This window comes from Sulfitobacter sp. 1A13496, assembly GCF_043557225.1.
GTDB lineage: Bacteria > Pseudomonadota > Alphaproteobacteria > Rhodobacterales > Rhodobacteraceae > Sulfitobacter > Sulfitobacter faviae.
On record NZ_JBIFFP010000003.1, the window covers coordinates 296,601 to 312,494 of the forward strand.

At 56.6% G+C, this 15,894-nt stretch carries 17 protein-coding genes and 2 tRNA genes; 8 read left to right on the forward strand and 11 right to left on the reverse strand.

What is annotated here, in order from left to right; genetic code table 11:
• Positions 1–24 precede the first annotated feature (24 nt).
• From pth to trpA, 5 genes are all read right to left on the reverse strand, one after another.
• Positions 25–723: an aminoacyl-tRNA hydrolase gene (pth, locus tag ACGYLX_RS10175; RefSeq protein ID WP_394449201.1), complete on the reverse strand. Its 699-nt coding sequence runs from the start codon at positions 721–723 to the stop codon at positions 25–27.
• A gap of 175 nt (positions 724–898) precedes the next feature.
• On the reverse strand, positions 899–1,552 hold the full coding sequence (locus ACGYLX_RS10180) for a 50S ribosomal protein L25/general stress protein Ctc (RefSeq protein WP_271689377.1): 654 nt from the start codon (positions 1,550–1,552) through the stop codon (positions 899–901).
• A 113-nt stretch (positions 1,553–1,665) separates the two neighbouring features.
• The gene (locus ACGYLX_RS10185; RefSeq protein WP_394449204.1) at positions 1,666–2,286 is read right to left on the reverse strand and encodes a hypothetical protein; all 621 of its coding nucleotides are present in this window, start codon (positions 2,284–2,286) and stop codon (positions 1,666–1,668) included.
• Complete coding sequence (locus ACGYLX_RS10190) at positions 2,280–3,470, reverse strand: L-lactate dehydrogenase (protein WP_394449207.1); 1,191 nt, start codon at positions 3,468–3,470, stop codon at positions 2,280–2,282. Before ACGYLX_RS10190 ends, ACGYLX_RS10185 begins: the two co-directional genes overlap by 7 nt.
• A 139-nt stretch (positions 3,471–3,609) precedes the next feature.
• Entirely contained in the window at positions 3,610–4,401 is a 792-nt protein-coding gene (trpA, locus tag ACGYLX_RS10195; RefSeq protein WP_271691945.1) for a tryptophan synthase subunit alpha, read from the reverse strand.
• Between the two features lie 156 nt (positions 4,402–4,557).
• On the opposite strand from trpA, the gene ACGYLX_RS10200 reads away from it, so the two are divergent.
• Positions 4,558–4,749, forward strand: a complete 192-nt coding sequence (locus ACGYLX_RS10200; protein WP_394449210.1) for a hypothetical protein — start codon at positions 4,558–4,560, stop codon at positions 4,747–4,749.
• A 59-nt stretch (positions 4,750–4,808) separates the two neighbouring features.
• On the forward strand, positions 4,809–5,906 hold the full coding sequence (gene ychF / locus ACGYLX_RS10205) for a redox-regulated ATPase YchF (RefSeq protein WP_394449213.1): 1,098 nt from the start codon (positions 4,809–4,811) through the stop codon (positions 5,904–5,906).
• A gap of 85 nt (positions 5,907–5,991) precedes the next feature.
• On the opposite strand, the gene ACGYLX_RS10210 is transcribed toward ychF, so the two are convergent.
• Positions 5,992–6,294, reverse strand: coding sequence for a hypothetical protein (locus ACGYLX_RS10210; protein ID WP_394410728.1), 303 nt, complete (start codon positions 6,292–6,294; stop codon positions 5,992–5,994).
• Between the two features lie 434 nt (positions 6,295–6,728).
• On the opposite strand from ACGYLX_RS10210, the gene ACGYLX_RS10215 reads away from it, so the two are divergent.
• Both ACGYLX_RS10215 and ACGYLX_RS10220 read left to right on the forward strand, forming a co-directional pair.
• Positions 6,729–6,818 (forward strand) — tRNA-Ser (locus tag ACGYLX_RS10215).
• A 587-nt stretch (positions 6,819–7,405) separates the two neighbouring features.
• Positions 7,406–8,992 carry a gamma-glutamyltransferase family protein gene (locus ACGYLX_RS10220; protein WP_394449217.1) on the forward strand — a complete coding sequence of 529 codons (1,587 nt, stop codon included), beginning with the start codon at positions 7,406–7,408 and terminating at the stop codon, positions 8,990–8,992.
• Positions 8,993–9,052: 60 nt separating this feature from the next.
• On the opposite strand, the gene ACGYLX_RS10225 is transcribed toward ACGYLX_RS10220, so the two are convergent.
• Positions 9,053–9,442, reverse strand: coding sequence for a DoxX family protein (locus tag ACGYLX_RS10225; protein ID WP_271689384.1), 390 nt, complete (start codon positions 9,440–9,442; stop codon positions 9,053–9,055).
• Positions 9,443–9,718: 276 nt separating this feature from the next.
• On the opposite strand from ACGYLX_RS10225, the gene ACGYLX_RS10230 reads away from it, so the two are divergent.
• The 4 genes from ACGYLX_RS10230 (at position 9,719) to ACGYLX_RS10245 (ending at position 12,141) form a co-directional block, all read left to right on the forward strand.
• Positions 9,719–9,793: transfer RNA gene (locus ACGYLX_RS10230), tRNA-Asn, on the forward strand.
• Between the two features lie 124 nt (positions 9,794–9,917).
• Entirely contained in the window at positions 9,918–11,174 is a 1,257-nt protein-coding gene (locus ACGYLX_RS10235) for a tyrosine-type recombinase/integrase (protein WP_394449220.1), read from the forward strand.
• Positions 11,175–11,378: 204 nt separating this feature from the next.
• Positions 11,379–11,828, forward strand: a complete 450-nt coding sequence (locus ACGYLX_RS10240; RefSeq protein WP_394449222.1) for a hypothetical protein — start codon at positions 11,379–11,381, stop codon at positions 11,826–11,828.
• A gap of 4 nt (positions 11,829–11,832) precedes the next feature.
• Positions 11,833–12,141, forward strand: coding sequence for a hypothetical protein (locus ACGYLX_RS10245; RefSeq protein ID WP_394449225.1), 309 nt, complete (start codon positions 11,833–11,835; stop codon positions 12,139–12,141).
• Between the two features lie 212 nt (positions 12,142–12,353).
• Here the strand turns inward: ACGYLX_RS10245 and ACGYLX_RS10250 are convergent, their stop codons facing one another.
• The 4 genes from ACGYLX_RS10250 to ACGYLX_RS10265 form a co-directional block, all read right to left on the reverse strand.
• Positions 12,354–13,022 carry a hypothetical protein gene (locus ACGYLX_RS10250; protein WP_394449228.1) on the reverse strand — a complete coding sequence of 223 codons (669 nt, stop codon included), beginning with the start codon at positions 13,020–13,022 and terminating at the stop codon, positions 12,354–12,356.
• Positions 13,009–13,494 (reverse strand): hypothetical protein, encoded by a 486-nt coding sequence (locus ACGYLX_RS10255; protein ID WP_394449231.1) that lies wholly within the window; start codon positions 13,492–13,494, stop codon positions 13,009–13,011. Before ACGYLX_RS10255 ends, ACGYLX_RS10250 begins: the two co-directional genes overlap by 14 nt.
• Before the next feature lie 262 nt (positions 13,495–13,756).
• Complete coding sequence (locus ACGYLX_RS10260) at positions 13,757–14,371, reverse strand: hypothetical protein (protein ID WP_394449234.1); 615 nt, start codon at positions 14,369–14,371, stop codon at positions 13,757–13,759.
• Positions 14,372–15,337: 966 nt separating this feature from the next.
• On the reverse strand, positions 15,338–15,793 hold the full coding sequence (locus ACGYLX_RS10265) for a hypothetical protein (RefSeq protein WP_394449237.1): 456 nt from the start codon (positions 15,791–15,793) through the stop codon (positions 15,338–15,340).
• Positions 15,794–15,894 lie beyond the last annotated feature (101 nt).

The window sequence follows — 15,894 nt, forward strand, 5'->3', positions numbered from 1 at the left end:
AGCAGGGGCGTGAGGCCAAAAGCGTCAGCGGAAGCGGTCCATCAGCTTTTGCAGCGGCGATTGGGGCTCTGCCTCCGGCTCGGGTTTGCTGGGGGCGGGCTTTGGCTGGGTTTCGGTGGGCTTCTTTGACCCCTTGCTGCCGGTGCCCGAGCGGGGCGGGGCCACGCGCAGCGCCACGGCATTCATGAAACGGCCAGTGTCGCCTCGTGCAAGATCCGCCGCCCCGTCCGAGACGCCGCGCAGCACATCGTCGAGCCAACCTTCGTCTGCTTTGGGAAAGTCGCGCAGCACATAGCCCGCCACCGCGTCCTTATGGCCGGGATGGCCGATGCCCATGCGCACGCGGTCATAGTCCGCCCCGATATGCGCGTGGATCGAACGCAGCCCGTTGTGGCCTGCATGGCCGCCGCCGGTCTTGCATTTGACCTTGCCGGGGGCGAGGTCCAATTCGTCATGAAAAACAACCACATCAGCGGGGTCGATCTTGTAGAACTTCATCGCCGCCTGCACCGATTGGCCGGAGTTGTTCATAAAGGTTTCGGGCTTGAGCAGCACCGCCCGGTCAGAGCCGAAACGCCCCTCGCTGACGCTGCCCTGAAACTTGCCTTTCCATGCGGAAAACCCGTGATCTTCGGCAATGCGGTCCAGCGCCATGAAGCCGATGTTGTGACGGTTGCGGGCATATTTCGCGCCCGGATTGCCAAGGCCGACGATCAGTTTCATGGGCGGGGTCTCCTGTAGTTTCGTCTATCTTAACAAGCGGGGCGGGAGAATGTCCCCAAGGTCGCCGGAATTTTTTGTAAATTCCGGGGCGATTTCTTTGAAAGAAATCGGGCACCAAATGCAAAACGGGGCCGCGTGATGCGACCCCGTTTCAGCACAGCCTTGCGGCGTGCTATCATTCACCGTCGGGCGGGCCCATTTCGGTTGTCGGCACTTCGTCCGCTGCCGTGTCGTCATCGTCGTCATCCGACGCGGCCAGACCAGCAGGTGCAGAGATCGTGGCGACGACGAAGTCGCGGTCGATCGTGGGTTTCACACCTTCGGGCAGGTCGACGCGGCTGATGGTCGCGCTGTCGCCGATTTCGAGGCCGGTGATGTCGACGGTCACATGCTCGGGGATGTCCGCGGCGGTGACGACCAGTTCAACTTCCGGACGGACCAGAGTGAGCACGCCACCCTTTTTCAGGCCGGGGCATTCTTCTTCGCCTTTGACGTCGACGTTGATGAACAGGTTGATCTTGGTGGTCCGCTTGAGGCGCATCAGGTCGATGTGCGTGGGCAGGTCCTTGACAACGTGGCGCTGAACGTCGCGGCAGATCACACGAACGTCGTCGTGGCCTTCAACCTTGAGGTTGAACAGGGTCGCTTTGAAGCGGCCTGCGCGCAGCTTGGTCAGCAGCTTGTTGAAGGGGATGTTGATCGGCAGCGGCTCTTTGTCGCCACCAAATACGATACCAGGAACCATGCCGTCACGACGTGCTTGGCGAGCGGCGCCCTTGCCTGTCCCCGCGCGTACCTGGGCTTCAAGATCAGGAATCTCTCCGGCCATTTTAGTCTCCAAATTTGTTAGGGCGGGAATCCTCCAAGGCTGTATTCCCGCGTGAAGCCGCGCGTATAGACCGGTTTTGCCCGGCTGGAAAGGGCAAAAGGGCGGGGGCGTCGCTATTCCTGCGGCGTGCGCAGATAGCCATCCGCCGCCATGAGCCGGTCATAGAGGGCGAACTCCTTGGCGCGTGCGGCGCGCAGGCGGGATTCGACCTCCTGCGACAGGGGCGCGGGCAGATCGGGGGAGACGTTCTTGGGCTTGAGCTTGACCTCCCGCCCCAGTCTTTCGGCCAGAAAATCGCGAAAGGCCGGTTGGCGTTCATAGGCGAAGAGGTGCTCGACCAGCAGATCGCCATGGTCAGAGGTCAGAAAGGAAAACTGGCTGCCAATCTGTGCGCGGGGCGGGGGCGTGTCGGAAATGACTTCAAGCGCGAAGTCCTCGAAACTTAGCCCCTTGGTGCTGAGCGGTTTGCCATCCAGCCGGGGCTGGCTGCGGTAGCGATACCAGCTTCGGATTTGGTCGACAGGGTTGCGCATCACCGCCAAAGCCTCGGGGGAGGCCGAGAAGGTTTCCTGCAAAAAGGGCAGAACGCGCCGCCGATAGCGCAGGGCAGTCAGATGTTTGCGCCCCCGCGAAAAGATGATCTCGGCCTCGGGCTTCAGCGCCATTTCGACAGCGGTGGTCCCGGTTTTTGGCGTGGCGAGAAAGGTAAGGTTGCGGCTGAGAAAGATCAGCATGTGCCCGGATCGCGTGGCCGTTCCTGCCAATCACCGCCAAAGTTACGCGGGATCAGCAGGTTGTGCCGCCCGAGGTTGGCAATCTGCGTCTCTCCGCAGAGCGCCATGGTCAGATCCAACTCGCGGTGGATCACCTCCAGCGCGCGGGTCACGCCCGGCCGCCCCATCGCGCCCAGCCCATAGATGAAGGCGCGCCCGATGTAGGTGCCCTTGGCCCCCATGGCCATGGCTTTGAGCACGTCCTGACCCGAGCGGATACCGCCGTCGAGATGGACTTCGATCTGGTCGCCCACCGCATCGAGGATCTCTGGCAGCATGCGGATCGAGCTTAGCGCCCCATCAAGCTGCCGCCCGCCGTGGTTGCTGACGATGATCGCATCGGCCCCGACTTTCAGCGCCATGCGGGCATCCTCGGCATCCAGAATACCCTTGAGGATGACCTTGCCGCCCCATTGCTCTTTGATCTTGGCGATCTTGTCCCAATCGAGCGAGGGGTCGAACTGTTCCGCCGTCCAAGCGCCAAGATCGGCGTTGTCGGTGACCCCATGCACATGGCCTACGATATTGCCGAAATGCCGCCGTTTGGCACCCAGCATCTCGCGCCCCCAGCCCCATTTGGTGGCGAGGTTGGCAAGCGTTTTGACCGTCAGTTTGGGCGGGGCAGAGAGGCCGTTCTTCAGGTCTTTGTGCCGCTGTCCGAGGATTTGCAGATCGAGCGTGATGACGAGGGCCGAGCAGTTCGCGTCCTTCGCGCGCTGGATCAGGCGGCTGACATAATCCTGATCGCGCATGGTATAGAGTTGAAACCAAAAGGGTTTCGTCGTCGCTTCTGCCACGTCTTCGATGGAGTTGATGGACATGGTCGAGAGGGTAAAGGGCACGCCAAAGGCTTCGGCTGCGCGCGCGGCTTTGATTTCCCCATCGGCGCATTGCATCCCCGTCAGGCCCACGGGGGCGAGGGCCACCGGCATGGCCACGTCCTCGCCGATCATCTGCGTTGCGGTGCTGCGCCCCGACATATCCACGGCAACCCTCTGGCGCAGGCGGATTTGGTCAAAGTCGCTGCAATTCTCACGGAAGGTCTGTTCGGTCCAGCTGCCCGATTCCGCGTAGTCGTAGAACATCTGCGGGACGCGGCGTTTGTAGATACGTTTAAGATCGTCGATGCTGGTGATGACGGGCATGGGCCACCTGTGCTGAATGGGTTAACTTTTGGTAGCAACTGGTGGGGGGCTTGGCAATTGGGAAGGCTGCGGCGACGAAAAAGCCCGCGCGGCCAGGGGGGCAGCGCGGGCTTGGGGTCGTTTCCCAAGGCGAGGGGGGTTACGCCGAATGCGCCCCGTCGGCCAGTGACTTCACAAAGCCCAGCACATCCTCTGCGCTGTCGCCATTGGCGATCCGGCTGACGATGGCCGAGCCGATCACCACACCGTCGGCCACTTCGGCGATGGCGCGGGCTTTCTCGGGCGTGTTGACGCCAAAGCCCACGATGACAGGCAGGCCGCTGGCCTTTTGAATGCGCGCCACCTCGGGCGAGACATCGGCGGCATTCGCCTCGGCCGAGCCGGTGATGCCGGTGATCGAGACATAATAGACGAAGCCGGAGGTGTTCTGCACCACGCGCGGCAGGCGCTTGTCGTCTGTCGTGGGGGTGGCAAGGCGGATGAAGTTCAACCCGGCGTCCTGCGCGGGCAGGCAAAGCTCGATGTCTTCTTCGGGTGGCAGGTCAACCACGATCAACCCGTCGATCCCGGCGTCCTTGGCCTCTTTCAGGAAAGTCTCGACGCCCATCGAATAGATCGGGTTGTAATAGCCCATCAGCACGATCGGGGTCGTGTCGTCATTTTCGCGGAAGGCGCGGACCATTTCCAGCGTGCGGTTCAGCGTCATGCCCCCTTCGAGGGCGCGTTGACCGGCAAGCTGGATCGTTGGGCCATCGGCCATCGGATCGGTGAAGGGCAGGCCAAGTTCGATGATGTCGACCCCGGCAGCGGGCAGGCCGCGCACGATTTCCAGCGAACGGTCGAAATCCGGGTCGCCCGCCATCACATAGGAGACAAACGCCTTTTTGCCGCGGGCGCGGAGGTCTTCGAATTTGGCGTCGATACGGGTCATGTGGCTTGCCTCATTTGGTGCTTTCCTCGGCAATGCCGAATGTCGCGGTGAAAATCAATCCACCGCGGGGCAGGGGGCGGCAAAATTCGCCTCCCGTGGGTGCCTATGGCACGCCGCGCCCTTCCATTTTGCGCAAAGCCTCCTATCTATTGGGCCATGAATTATGTACTCGCCCTTTTCCTGCCGCCGCTGTCGATCCTGCTGATCGGAAGGCCGATCCTGTCCATCGTGGTCTTCCTGATCTGGCTGCCTGCGATCATCTTCTCGGGCGGGTTGACGCATCCGATGTTCATCCTGCTGGCGTGGATCTTGATCTATCAGGCGCAACAGGACCGCCGCGCGCGCTGAGCCTTGCGCTTTGCGGCCCTTACCCCTAACACACGCGCAGCTTTTATAGGGGTATCGTCATGGGTTTCAAAATGGGCATCGTCGGTCTGCCGAACGTCGGCAAATCGACCCTTTTCAACGCGCTGACCCGCACCGCTGCGGCGCAGGCGGCGAATTTTCCGTTCTGCACCATTGAGCCCAATGTCGGCGAGGTGGCAGTGCCCGACGCGCGGCTCGACACGCTGGCCGAAATCGCCAAGTCGAAAAGCGTCATCCCCACGCGCATGACCTTCGTCGACATCGCCGGTCTGGTGAAAGGCGCGTCGAAAGGCGAAGGTCTGGGCAACCAGTTCCTCGCCAACATCCGCGAAGTCGACGCCATCGCCCATGTGCTGCGCTGTTTTGAAGACGGCGACGTGACCCATGTCGAAGGCCGCGTTGACCCCGTGGCCGATGCCGAAACCATCGACACCGAACTGATGCTGGCCGACATTGAAAGCATCGAGAAACGCCTGCAAAACATCGTGCGCAAAGTGCGCGGCGGCGACAAGGAAGCGGTCCAGCAAGAGCGTCTGATGCGCATGGCGCTGGAAGCGCTGGAAGACGGCAAGCCCGCCCGCGTGGTCGAGGTCGATGAAGATGACGCCAAGGCTTGGCGCATGCTGCAACTGCTGACCACCAAACCGGTGCTCTATGTCTGCAACGTGGGCGAATCCGAGGCCGCCGAGGGCAATGAGCATTCCGCCAAGGTCGCCGAAATGGCCGCCGCGCAGGGTAATTCCCATGTGGTGATCTCGGCCCAGATCGAAGAAGAGATCAGCCAGCTCGAAGCCGAAGAGGCTGAGATGTTCCTCGAAGAAATGGGTCTGAAGGAAGCCGGGCTCGACCGGCTGATCCGCGCGGGCTATGAGCTTTTGCACCTAGAGACCTATTTCACCGTCGGCCCCAAAGAAGCGCGTGCTTGGACCATCAAATCCGGTACCTCCGCGCCCAAGGCGGCGGGGGTCATCCATGGTGATTTCGAAAAGGGTTTCATCCGTGCCGAGACCATCGCCTATGATGATTTCGTAAGCCTCGGCGGTGAGGGCCCTGCAAAAGAAGCAGGCAAGATGCGGGCCGAAGGCAAGGGCTATATCGTCAAAGACGGCGACGTGCTGCACTTCCTGTTCAACACCTGATCAGCGGGCAGGGGCCGAGCCCTCCGCCGACATAAAAAGCCCGGCAGCGTGCGCTGCCGGGCTTTTTATTTGTTGGGGGAACAGCTTACTTGCTGTCGTTGCCCGGGCCAAAGCCACCGTAGACATAGCCTTCACCGGGGCTGCGCAGGGCGTTGCGCGTGCTCATCACGGTGTCGCGGTTCTTGTCGGTGTCGGCGGTGTTCAGCATGATGTCGTTCGCCTTGGTCGAGGCATGCGGGTTCCGCATACGGTCGCTGTTGCCATAGACGTCGCTCGCGTCGGCGTTCACCGAAGTGTCGAGGAAAATGTCGTTGTGACGGGTGGAGTTGTCGGCAACGGCAGCGGTGGAGATCAAAGCGGCGGCGGCGGTGGTCATGATGAGTTTCATAGCGTGTTCCTTCAGGTTTCTATTAAATCGCGTCATTGCGATGTCATCGTTTGTGGTGAAGTAACGGGCGCTCCGCCTTGAAAGTTTCGCTGCGGTTGCGAGTTTGGGGGGATGGCGGGGCGTATTGCTTGTTCGAAGGAAGGCCGCGGTCTGTTTTTCTGTATATATTCAGTTGGTTGCTATATCCCTCGCATTGTTTCACAAGTTATTCACGCTGCCGTGTAAGTTGCTACAGCCGCGCCAAATGGCCGGGAAATGCCAGTGGTTGGGGCTGCTGGGATGGCTGCTTCTGCACAGCAGCACAGTTGATCACGCAGCATTCCGTCTCAGCGCGGCGGATCAGCGGTCGGAAAAAGAAACCCACCGCAAGAAATGCAGAGTTTCCCACGAATTTCACCTTGCCCCTCGGGCGCGACCTCTTTAGACGGGTCGACGGAGACGTGGCCGAGTGGTCGAAGGCGCTCCCCTGCTAAGGGAGTAGGCCCGGAAGGGTCTCGAGGGTTCGAATCCCTTCGTCTCCGCCACCCACACCTGCACGATAGCACCGCCCCCGACCGGGCCGTCATCGCATGCGCCCCCAGCGTACCCCCGCTTTGCAACTTCGTTACATTTGCCCGGCACGGTCTTACTAGCCCTCCGCCTTATTCTCGGCAGAATTTTCGGCCAGCATTCTAAACATCCGGGGGGACCAGATCCTTGGCGATGGCGGCGAGACGCCCCATCGCTCAGCGAAAGGGAGGTTCCAGATGTTGGTTAACGTAAGAGACTGGTCTCGCATCCTGCATAATTGTATCTTCTCTGATGCCGATCAGTCGCTCTGTGCAAGGGCGTGGCAATACCGGGAGGAGAGCGTTCTTTGGGCGCTGTGGGTCATGATCTTTACCCCGGGCCATTGCGAGCGGAGTTTCCGCCACCATCGCAAGATGCTGCGCCTCAAGGCAGGCAGCTCCGCGGGCAGCGGCGGGTAACAAAGCCGCCAACAAGCACGTTATCCCAGCGGAATTCTCCCGCTGGGCAGTTGCATGCAGATGCATTCACGTTCACTTTGCCGGCAACGCCGCAGGCGGCCGGTTTGACCGCGCCGCTGGCCTTACCCAAGCAAAGGACAGCCATGCTTCGTCACGATCCCATCTACCCGTCCCACCGATCTCCTGTGGTTGCCGACAACGTTGTCGCGACCTCTCAGCCTTTGGCCACGCAGGCCGGTCTCTTGATGATGCAGCAGGGGGGCAATGCGGTTGATGCGGCGATCGCCACCGCCGCGGCGCTGACGGTGGTGGAGCCTACGGGCAATGGGCTGGGTTCTGACGCTTTCTGCATCCTCTGGGACGGGGAGAAGCTGCACGGGCTCAATGCCTCGGGCCGCGCGCCTGCCGCTTGGTCGCCTGAGCGGTTCCCCGAGGGCATGGTCGAGCATGGCTGGGACAGTGTCACCGTGCCGGGCGCGGTCAGCGCTTGGGTCGAATTGATGGAGAAGTTCGGCAAGCTTGATCTGGCGACGGTGCTGGCCCCGGCGATCCGCTATGCCGAAGAGGGCTTCCTCGTCTCGCCCACCATCGCGACACTCTGGGCGCGCGGGGCCGAGGTTCTGGGCAAACAGCCGGGCTTTGCCGAGACCTTCCTCCCCGAAGGGCGCGCCCCGAAAGCGGGGGAGCGGTTCCGCAATCCCGGCGCGGCCCGCACCCTGCGGCTGATCGCCGAGACCAATGGCCGCGCCTTTTACGAGGGGGAGATCGCCGAAGAGATCGTGGCCCATGCCAAGGCCAATGGCGGCGCGATGACCATGGCGGATCTGGCGGCCAATAAGCCCGAATGGTGTGGCACGATCAGCCAGAGCTTCGACGATGTGGAACTGCATGAAATCCCGCCAAACGGGCAGGGGATCGCAGCGCTGATGGCGCTCGGCATTCTGGAACATAGCGATATCCGCGCGCATGGCGCAGACGACCTGATGGCGGTGCATTTGCAGATCGAAGCCTGCAAACTCGCCTATAGCGATCTGCATGCCTATGTGGCGGATCGGACGGCCATGACGGAGGTCAACGAAAAGGCGCTGCTCGATCCCGCGTACCTCAAGTCCCGCGCCGCGCTGATCTCGACCGAGAAGGCGCAGGACTTTGGCGCGGGCGCGCCCAAGCAAGGCGGCACGGTTCTGATGAGCACGGCGGATGCCTCGGGCATGATGGTCAGCTTCATCCAGTCGAACTACGCGGGCTTCGGCTCGGGCGTGGTGGTGCCGGGGACGGGCGTATCGATGCAGAACCGCGGCTTTGGCTTCACCACCGAGCCGGGGCATCAGAATATCGTGGCGGGGGGCAAGCGGCCCTTCCATACGATCATCCCCGGCTTCGCGATGAAGGACGGCCAGCCCCTGATGGCCTATGGCATGATGGGCGGCCCGATTCAGGCCCAAGGCCATATGCAACTGCTGTTGCGCACGCAGCTTTGGGGGCAGGACGTTCAGGTCGCCGCCGATGCGCCGCGCTGGCGCATTCTGTCGGGGCTGGAAGTGGCTTGCGAGCCGGCGATGGCGCCCGAGCTTTTGCAAGGGCTGCGCGATCTGGGCCATGTCGTTCATGTCGAAGCGCCCGACAACGCTTTCGGTTTCGGCGGCGCGCAGCTGGTGCAGCGTCTGCCCGAGGGCGGATATTCCGCCGGGTCCGATCCGCGCAAAGACGGGCAGGCGGCGGGTTTCTAATCAGGGCCGCTACCCCTGTGAGTTTGGCATGGCCCGTTCCAGGGCCATGCCGTTTTGTTTTCAGCCTTGCCCGCGCATCGCGTCGACCGACCACGGCCCCGGCCCGGCGGCTGCGAGGTAGAGAAAGCCAAAGCTGTAAAGCGCCGCCAGTTCACCGCCATTCAGCAGCGGAAAGAACCCCTGCGGCATATGCGCGATGAAATAGGCCACCGCCGTCAAGCCGCTCAGGATAAAGGCTGACAAACGCGAGAACAGGCCGATCACCAGCAAGACGCCAAAGACCAATTCGATCACGCCCGCGATTCCACCCATCGAGGCGATCGACACGCCGTTCATCGGTCCGGCTGGAAAGCTAAGGATCTTGGTCGTGCCATGTTGCAGCACCAAGAGCCCCGACATGATGCGGAAAAGCGAGAGTATCTGCGGCTGGTAGGGGGAGAGGAAGGTCATGTTTTCCCTTTCAGGACATTGGGTTGTTCATACGAGCCCAGTTTCAACCGCAGCCCGCGCAACCCGTCCAGCCCTAAGCGCCGGAGGAGGGGATGTGTCACGGACCTGTGATGCCGGCCCCCTGTGCGGAACCGTGTCGTGGGGCGCATTTCACGGGGGTTTGCAGATAATCGAAAAAAATTCACTTCAATCGGTCAATTGCTCTTGCGCACCCCGGACCGCCCGCGTTAAAGAGCCGCTGTCCGAGGGCGTTGCCCGAAAGACAGACATAGGCATTCCGGCGTAGCTCAGCGGTAGAGCAGTTGACTGTTAATCAATTGGTCGTAGGTTCGATCCCTACCGCCGGAGCCAACCTCTCCTAGTTTGTTGTTTAAAAACAAATTTCTAGGATTTTGGTCATAAATATCGTATCCTTTTTGCGCCCTTCGTGGGTTGTTGGCGTGGTTTGACTGCGCTCTGTGTAGCAGGATACTTGATGGCCAAACTTCCCCGCTATGTTCGGCAAAGAAGCTCGGGATCGTATGAATTCCGGCGAAACGTTCCAGCAGATTTAGTCGAAGTATTGCGTAAGACGCATGTGTACCGCTATCTCGGGACCGACTATAGGGGTATGCTCCGGGCGCTACCCGAAGTTGAACAAGAAGCTGAACTGTTCTTTCGCGAGAGCCGTGCCAAATGCCCTCGGGAAAAGACATTATTGATGGTTCGCCAGCACTTTGGGGATCAGGCTGCAGAAATACTGGCCAACTTTCATCACCAGGACGAACTCAACGTCATTCCAAAAGGCTCGATAGAGTGTGCGTTAGAGTCCCTACCACTTGAGGTCAGCACAAGAACCCAGGGCGCGTCTATTTCGCTGGCTGAAGCTTTCAAAATTTACGGGGATTTCAAGGGCTCATCGAATAACATAAAACTGGCGAACTCCCTCCGCCGAACAGAGCGTGATCTTCTAGATGCCCTCGGCGCTGATAAGGTGAAGCGGTACTCTATACAGTTTCTGAGCAGAGCTGACGCCACGCATTATCGAGATGAACTGCTGCAGCGTGTGTCTGCAAACAGCGCAGTTAGGTACATCAACATCGTAAAAGCGGTGATAAACTTTACTATTAATGAGAAGGGCATTAATGCCGCAAATCCGTTTCATAACCTCAGAATAAGGGGTGCTGGAAATAGCCAAGGTGATCGCCTTCCGCTTTCGAAAGAAGAGGCTGAAGCAGTTCTGGCTACGGTACCCCATCAAACAGATTTACATGCGATCTACACGCTGTTGTGTGACACAGGTGCAAGGGTGGCTGAGATTTCTGGACTTCAAGCCGGCGACGTCGACCTACAAAGACGATGTCTGATGATCCAAACGAACGGGATACGTTCTCTCAAGACCAAAAGTAGTCACAGAAGCGTACCTCTATCCCCACGGGTCTTAAAAGTTCTTGAGCCAAACCTGATAGGAAAAAAAGCGTCTGACCCTGTTTTCGAAAGGTATGGACGGGTTGGGGGTAACACCGCATGTAGTGCTGCGCTGATGAAATACCTTCGGAAAGTTATTATTGAACCTAAGAAGACAGTGCACAGTCTTCGCCATAAAAAGAAGGACGAACTGCGAAGCACGGGGTGTCCTGAAGAAATTTCCAAAGTTTTGCTAGGTCATAGCTCTTCTGAAGTTGCTTCTCGGTATGGCGCTGGCTTCGGTGCCGAGATTTTGACGAACTGGATGCAAAAGACATGGTGCTAGCGTGTCTTCCTACGAAAATTTTAATGCAGGGTGACGACAACGTGGGCTCAAGTCTATCCTTACAAAATTTTCCCATTCAGCCATCCCAAATTTTTGCTGGAAATACCCGTAGTAGCTGATCTCAAAATTCGATTTATTTGAACTGACCCGAAGGTGCTGATTTGCACCGGGAACCAATTTTCCTCAATGACTGTAAGGAGTAACATGAGACGACATTTATCATCCCTTTCTGATGATCCCGGAGTAAAGATAGACAACGCTTCGCTCAGCATTGAAGACAAGATCAGTACGGATCAACTTCAGCTTATGCGCTGGGCATTGCAGTGTCTGATTGAGAAGTATCAGGCCTTTAATGGTCGCGGTAGGCCCGTGGATTGGACGGAGTGGAAGCTCTTCCTTCAAGCGGGCTACGTCTGCGGGTTTGTCTGCAATGACTTGAATGCAGAGGAAGGCCATAGGATTTTCCGTAATTTACTTGAGGTGCCTAGTGATGCTGAACATCTGACCGTTCGAAAACTCAGAGCACTTGTGCATTACATCATACGCAGTGAGCGATGGGGCGACGCGGGCGGTGACAAAGGTGCCATCACCTTATGGGAGTTCTTGGAGTCTGATGCCGCTAAACGGGTCTGCGAGCGTTTGAGCGAGGTTTAGGGGCATGGCCGAAGTCGATGAGAAAGAGCTTCAGACATGGCTGAACCGCTGCTTGCCCATGCCAAGAAGCCATGCCGAGCAAGACCAGCGGTTTCGAGAAGGAAGGTCAGCGCCTTGGTCCGAAGATCAAACCGAAATCGAATACTATGCTGTCTGCATCTACCAGTACCTCGTCTTCAATAAAATTGAGAACACTAAGAGCGAACTAAGGCTTCGCATCATAGAGAAATTTCCAGATGCTCCAGGTAGCCGGGTTGAAGCTGCCTTCGTGTACGCTGAGCAACGGATGATGGAAGCATTCGGGTATGAGTGACCAGTCGTCATTTTAAACCCCTTGGCGAAATTAATGCTGTGGCCGTACTCCTTTGTGGATCGCTGTAGGTCCGACAGCAGTTGTCCGGCGCACAATGACCGAATGACCGGCCACAGCCCAAGGCAATCTCTCTTGCCGGAAGCGGCGCAAGCTTGCACACGACCCCAACTTAGCGTTTTGTTCAACGCGACGGCAGGGTAGGCTATCAATCGTTAGCTGTGATCAATTACGAAATTCCGGAAAGCACGCCCAAATCGAGTTTTCAGCTCGCTGGCTTCAGTTGCTGAAGGTATAACGCCAAAGTCCCATTCCGCTTGATGGTGACGGATAAGTTTTGCCACACTTGCTGACTGGGAATTTGTAACAAAGTACCTTTCCTTCGCATGAATGTCACGCGTGAGCCCCAAGAAACCGCGGCCCAAATGAAGCTGAAGCGCTGAAGTATAAAATTTACACTCTGCTGCAATTAATACTCGAGCTGCGCGAGGGTGTACATTTTCACTGCGACAAAACTGCGCCTCATCTCTGTAGAGAATAGCAACGTCACACTCATGGAGAACTCGTGATTTCCCTATTACGCGGATACCTACATGCACTTCAAGTTGTGGACAATTTTCAAACTCCAAAATTGCGTGTGTGTAATCCTGTGCCGTACTATAAATGTTACCTGGCGAAGTACGAAAGGTCAGAATCGAGGGGGTTACGCCAGAGACGGTTTCGTAGGAAATACTTGCGTGCTTTTCACGCGCTGCTTCAACGCAAAGAGCCCAAACATAGTTCTCGTAAACATCGTTCGTGGCAGTCGGATGGTTGTAGTTAAGTCCAGAAGCGCTTGCGATGGAGTTTTCAATTTCACTAATCAAATCTTCATGAACCGGCATCTAGAATCGCCCTGAGTTTTTGAAGCGTTGAGCTAAGGTTATCCTTAATCCTGTCGGCCACATCTATTTGTTGCCTTTCTAATGAGTGAGAGGGGCGATCATCTGAAAAGAATTCTTCGACGGATTCCTCGGGTATGAAAACAATTTGATTTACTCTCTTAGTCATACCAAAAATTGAATGCTCCAGCTCTGCGCGCGTAATAATTGCAGATTCAATGCCCCTGATTAAAACTTCCAATTGCTCTCTGGGCGAAAGCGATACTGTGGTAACCAGACTGGTACGACGCCGTTGCGGGGTTCGGCGGACCGTAGTTATCGGGTCAACTTCGGACTGTATGCTGGGCGCACTTACCTCTTTCGACACAGTGCGCCCTTCGGATATTTCAGCCTGCACCTGTGTCAGAACCCAATCAAAACCGTGCCTCCGTAAGATATCGGATAAGCGCTCAAAGTACTCACGTTCGTCCACCATCGGTTTATCTTACCTTCGTCTTTCTAAAAGCTATGCTTACGTCATACGACAGTGCTCCAGCGAAGCCAGCACAAAGCAATTTATAGAGATTTAGTTCCGATCACATATTGAATATTACTGTGCACAACATTGATGTCAGCCCCTTGGTAGTCCTACAAACGAGATGACAAAATCGACGCCGGTTCTGCGAACGGTCTCAACCAGCGATGCCAATAATGAACGTTTCTGAGACTCACTTAAGTTGAATGCCAGATGCTGGTTTTTACTTTTTCCAGTGAACGTAGGATTCACCGTCCACACCAAGTAGCTCTTTCATGTGTTGTTCAGCTTGATGTCGGAGGCAGCTATCTGCGCCGTCAGCACAATCAAAAACCGAAAGGCGAAATGCATCATTGAAAAGTAGAAATGCCTCCATTTTTCGTCCATCATTCAAGGCAAGAACTCCGAGGTTTAAATAGGCTTGATTTCGGATGCCCTTGAACTCGGAATCCAAACTTAACAGACTTGCTACGATTGGAGCTTTTTTGACTTCTTCGATTACAAAGTCATAGCGGCTATTGTCCCGAAGGTAGTCATTGTATTCGTCTGTAATCTTTGTAACCAAATTTGAGTAAGTGTTTGCCTCATTTGCAATGTCTTCGAGACGTTCTGCGTCTTGGTCGGCTGCCGGCTTTGCGAACTCAAACTCGGCGGAAGCTCGTATTGCAGCCGGATCAGGCAGTAAGAGCCCCAACTGTTGGAGTTGCTTTGTCCTTTCATCTCCTAGCGACACGCTCTCTTGCGCATGTGAAGAGCTAGAAAACACCGCTATAGCGCTGGATGACAGCAAGATTAATATCGCCCGCGAAAACAGGCTCCTATGTTCAAAATACTTCATATTCTGCTTTTTCTTCGCCAATAAATAAACGTGTTCACAACATAAAAGACAAAACATAGAAGCGGTCAAGATAGCACCGTCTTGTTTGTGACGCCGAAGCTTGCGGTGGTTAGGCCCAATACGGCGGGCAAGGCCTCGGTCACCTATGGCGCGCTCGCCCGATCAATTGATACAACGCATTGAAGGCGGTAATTGTCCTTGATGACTTGAACGGCAGTGAAGTCCGAAGCTAAGTCATTGAACCAATTTTGTTGAAAGACCGTGCCTGTCATTAAGGTGGAGGCAGTTTGTAACTCCTGCGCTTAGGTGTTCTCGCGACTATCGTGCTCCGCACCGGCCAAACATGGGTTGGTATCGGTTCCAGAGTGCATCTTCAGCGGTTTGAACCAATTCGGCGGGCATTTCGCCAATAGGAACTTGTATCTCGACCTTAAGCTGCTGAGATCCAGCTGGACACCATCTTGCCAAGTGTAGGGCGTAAGTACCGTTGGGGCCATGAACTAGGTGCTGGCAGAGTCTGTTGGCAATATTTCTTGAACTTCCGACGTAAATTGTCCGGCTTACTGGCACCTTATTTTTTCGTGGTAGGGCGAAAGAGGTCGAACGCTTTTCAGCGTCGAACGCGTCTGCGATAAGCCTTGCCGCGTCTATGCTCTCTACGGAGATTCTGTATATGGAAGATAGCGGTTTTTTGGCTTCGAACACGTCGTGCAACCAAGCTTTAATAACATCTTTCTCCAGTCCGCCCCTTAGTTGATCGAAGGTGAAATTTTTGACGACAGGAACTGAGAACTTCGCAGCCCGCAAAGACGCGGCTCTTTCTTGAAGCGCGTCACTTGCATCTGCTAATATGTGATTATCTAACATACTGGGCTTTCTGAACTTTTGACAGCAAGTTTGGCCAGCTTAAAACCAGAGTGCAATACCGTTGAGGGTCCTAAAGGACTTTTGGGCTTTCATTTGTGGCTAGTTAGCTGACCATCTGTTCAGTGCTTTCTGTGCCCTTCCAGGGTCATCTCTAATCCGGAGAACAGTCTGGCGTGAGAGGCTGCAAGCACGTGAAATGCTGCTGATAGATTTGCTTCCCATCTCTAGGAGCCTTTGCACCTTCTCGAGCGTTGCATAATCAAAAATTGGTTTCTTCCCACGATACTTGGTCTTATCCTCTTTTGCAGGAGGGATGCCGGCTTCCTGAGTTTCCTTGGTGGCTTCCGCCTGAGCCTGTGCGGTCGCTGCCACGAAGGCGATGAGAACATCCCCGAATGCTTTCTGGACCAGGGAAGACGTTGCGTCATCAAACGTAAAGTTGTTGATGACAGTTCGGATGATTACTCCTTTTTCGCATGAATCCCCCCAGGAATAGTCGTCTTCTAAAGTTCTTTGCCTGCCTTTATCCAATGCCAGCTCGCCGATGTGGCCCACTGTACGCCCAACTTAGGGGCGGAAGCGCTATCGGGGGGGAGCACTTCGGTCGCTACTCGACACACTTCAAAAAAAATTCTTGAACCCGCACAAGCATTGGC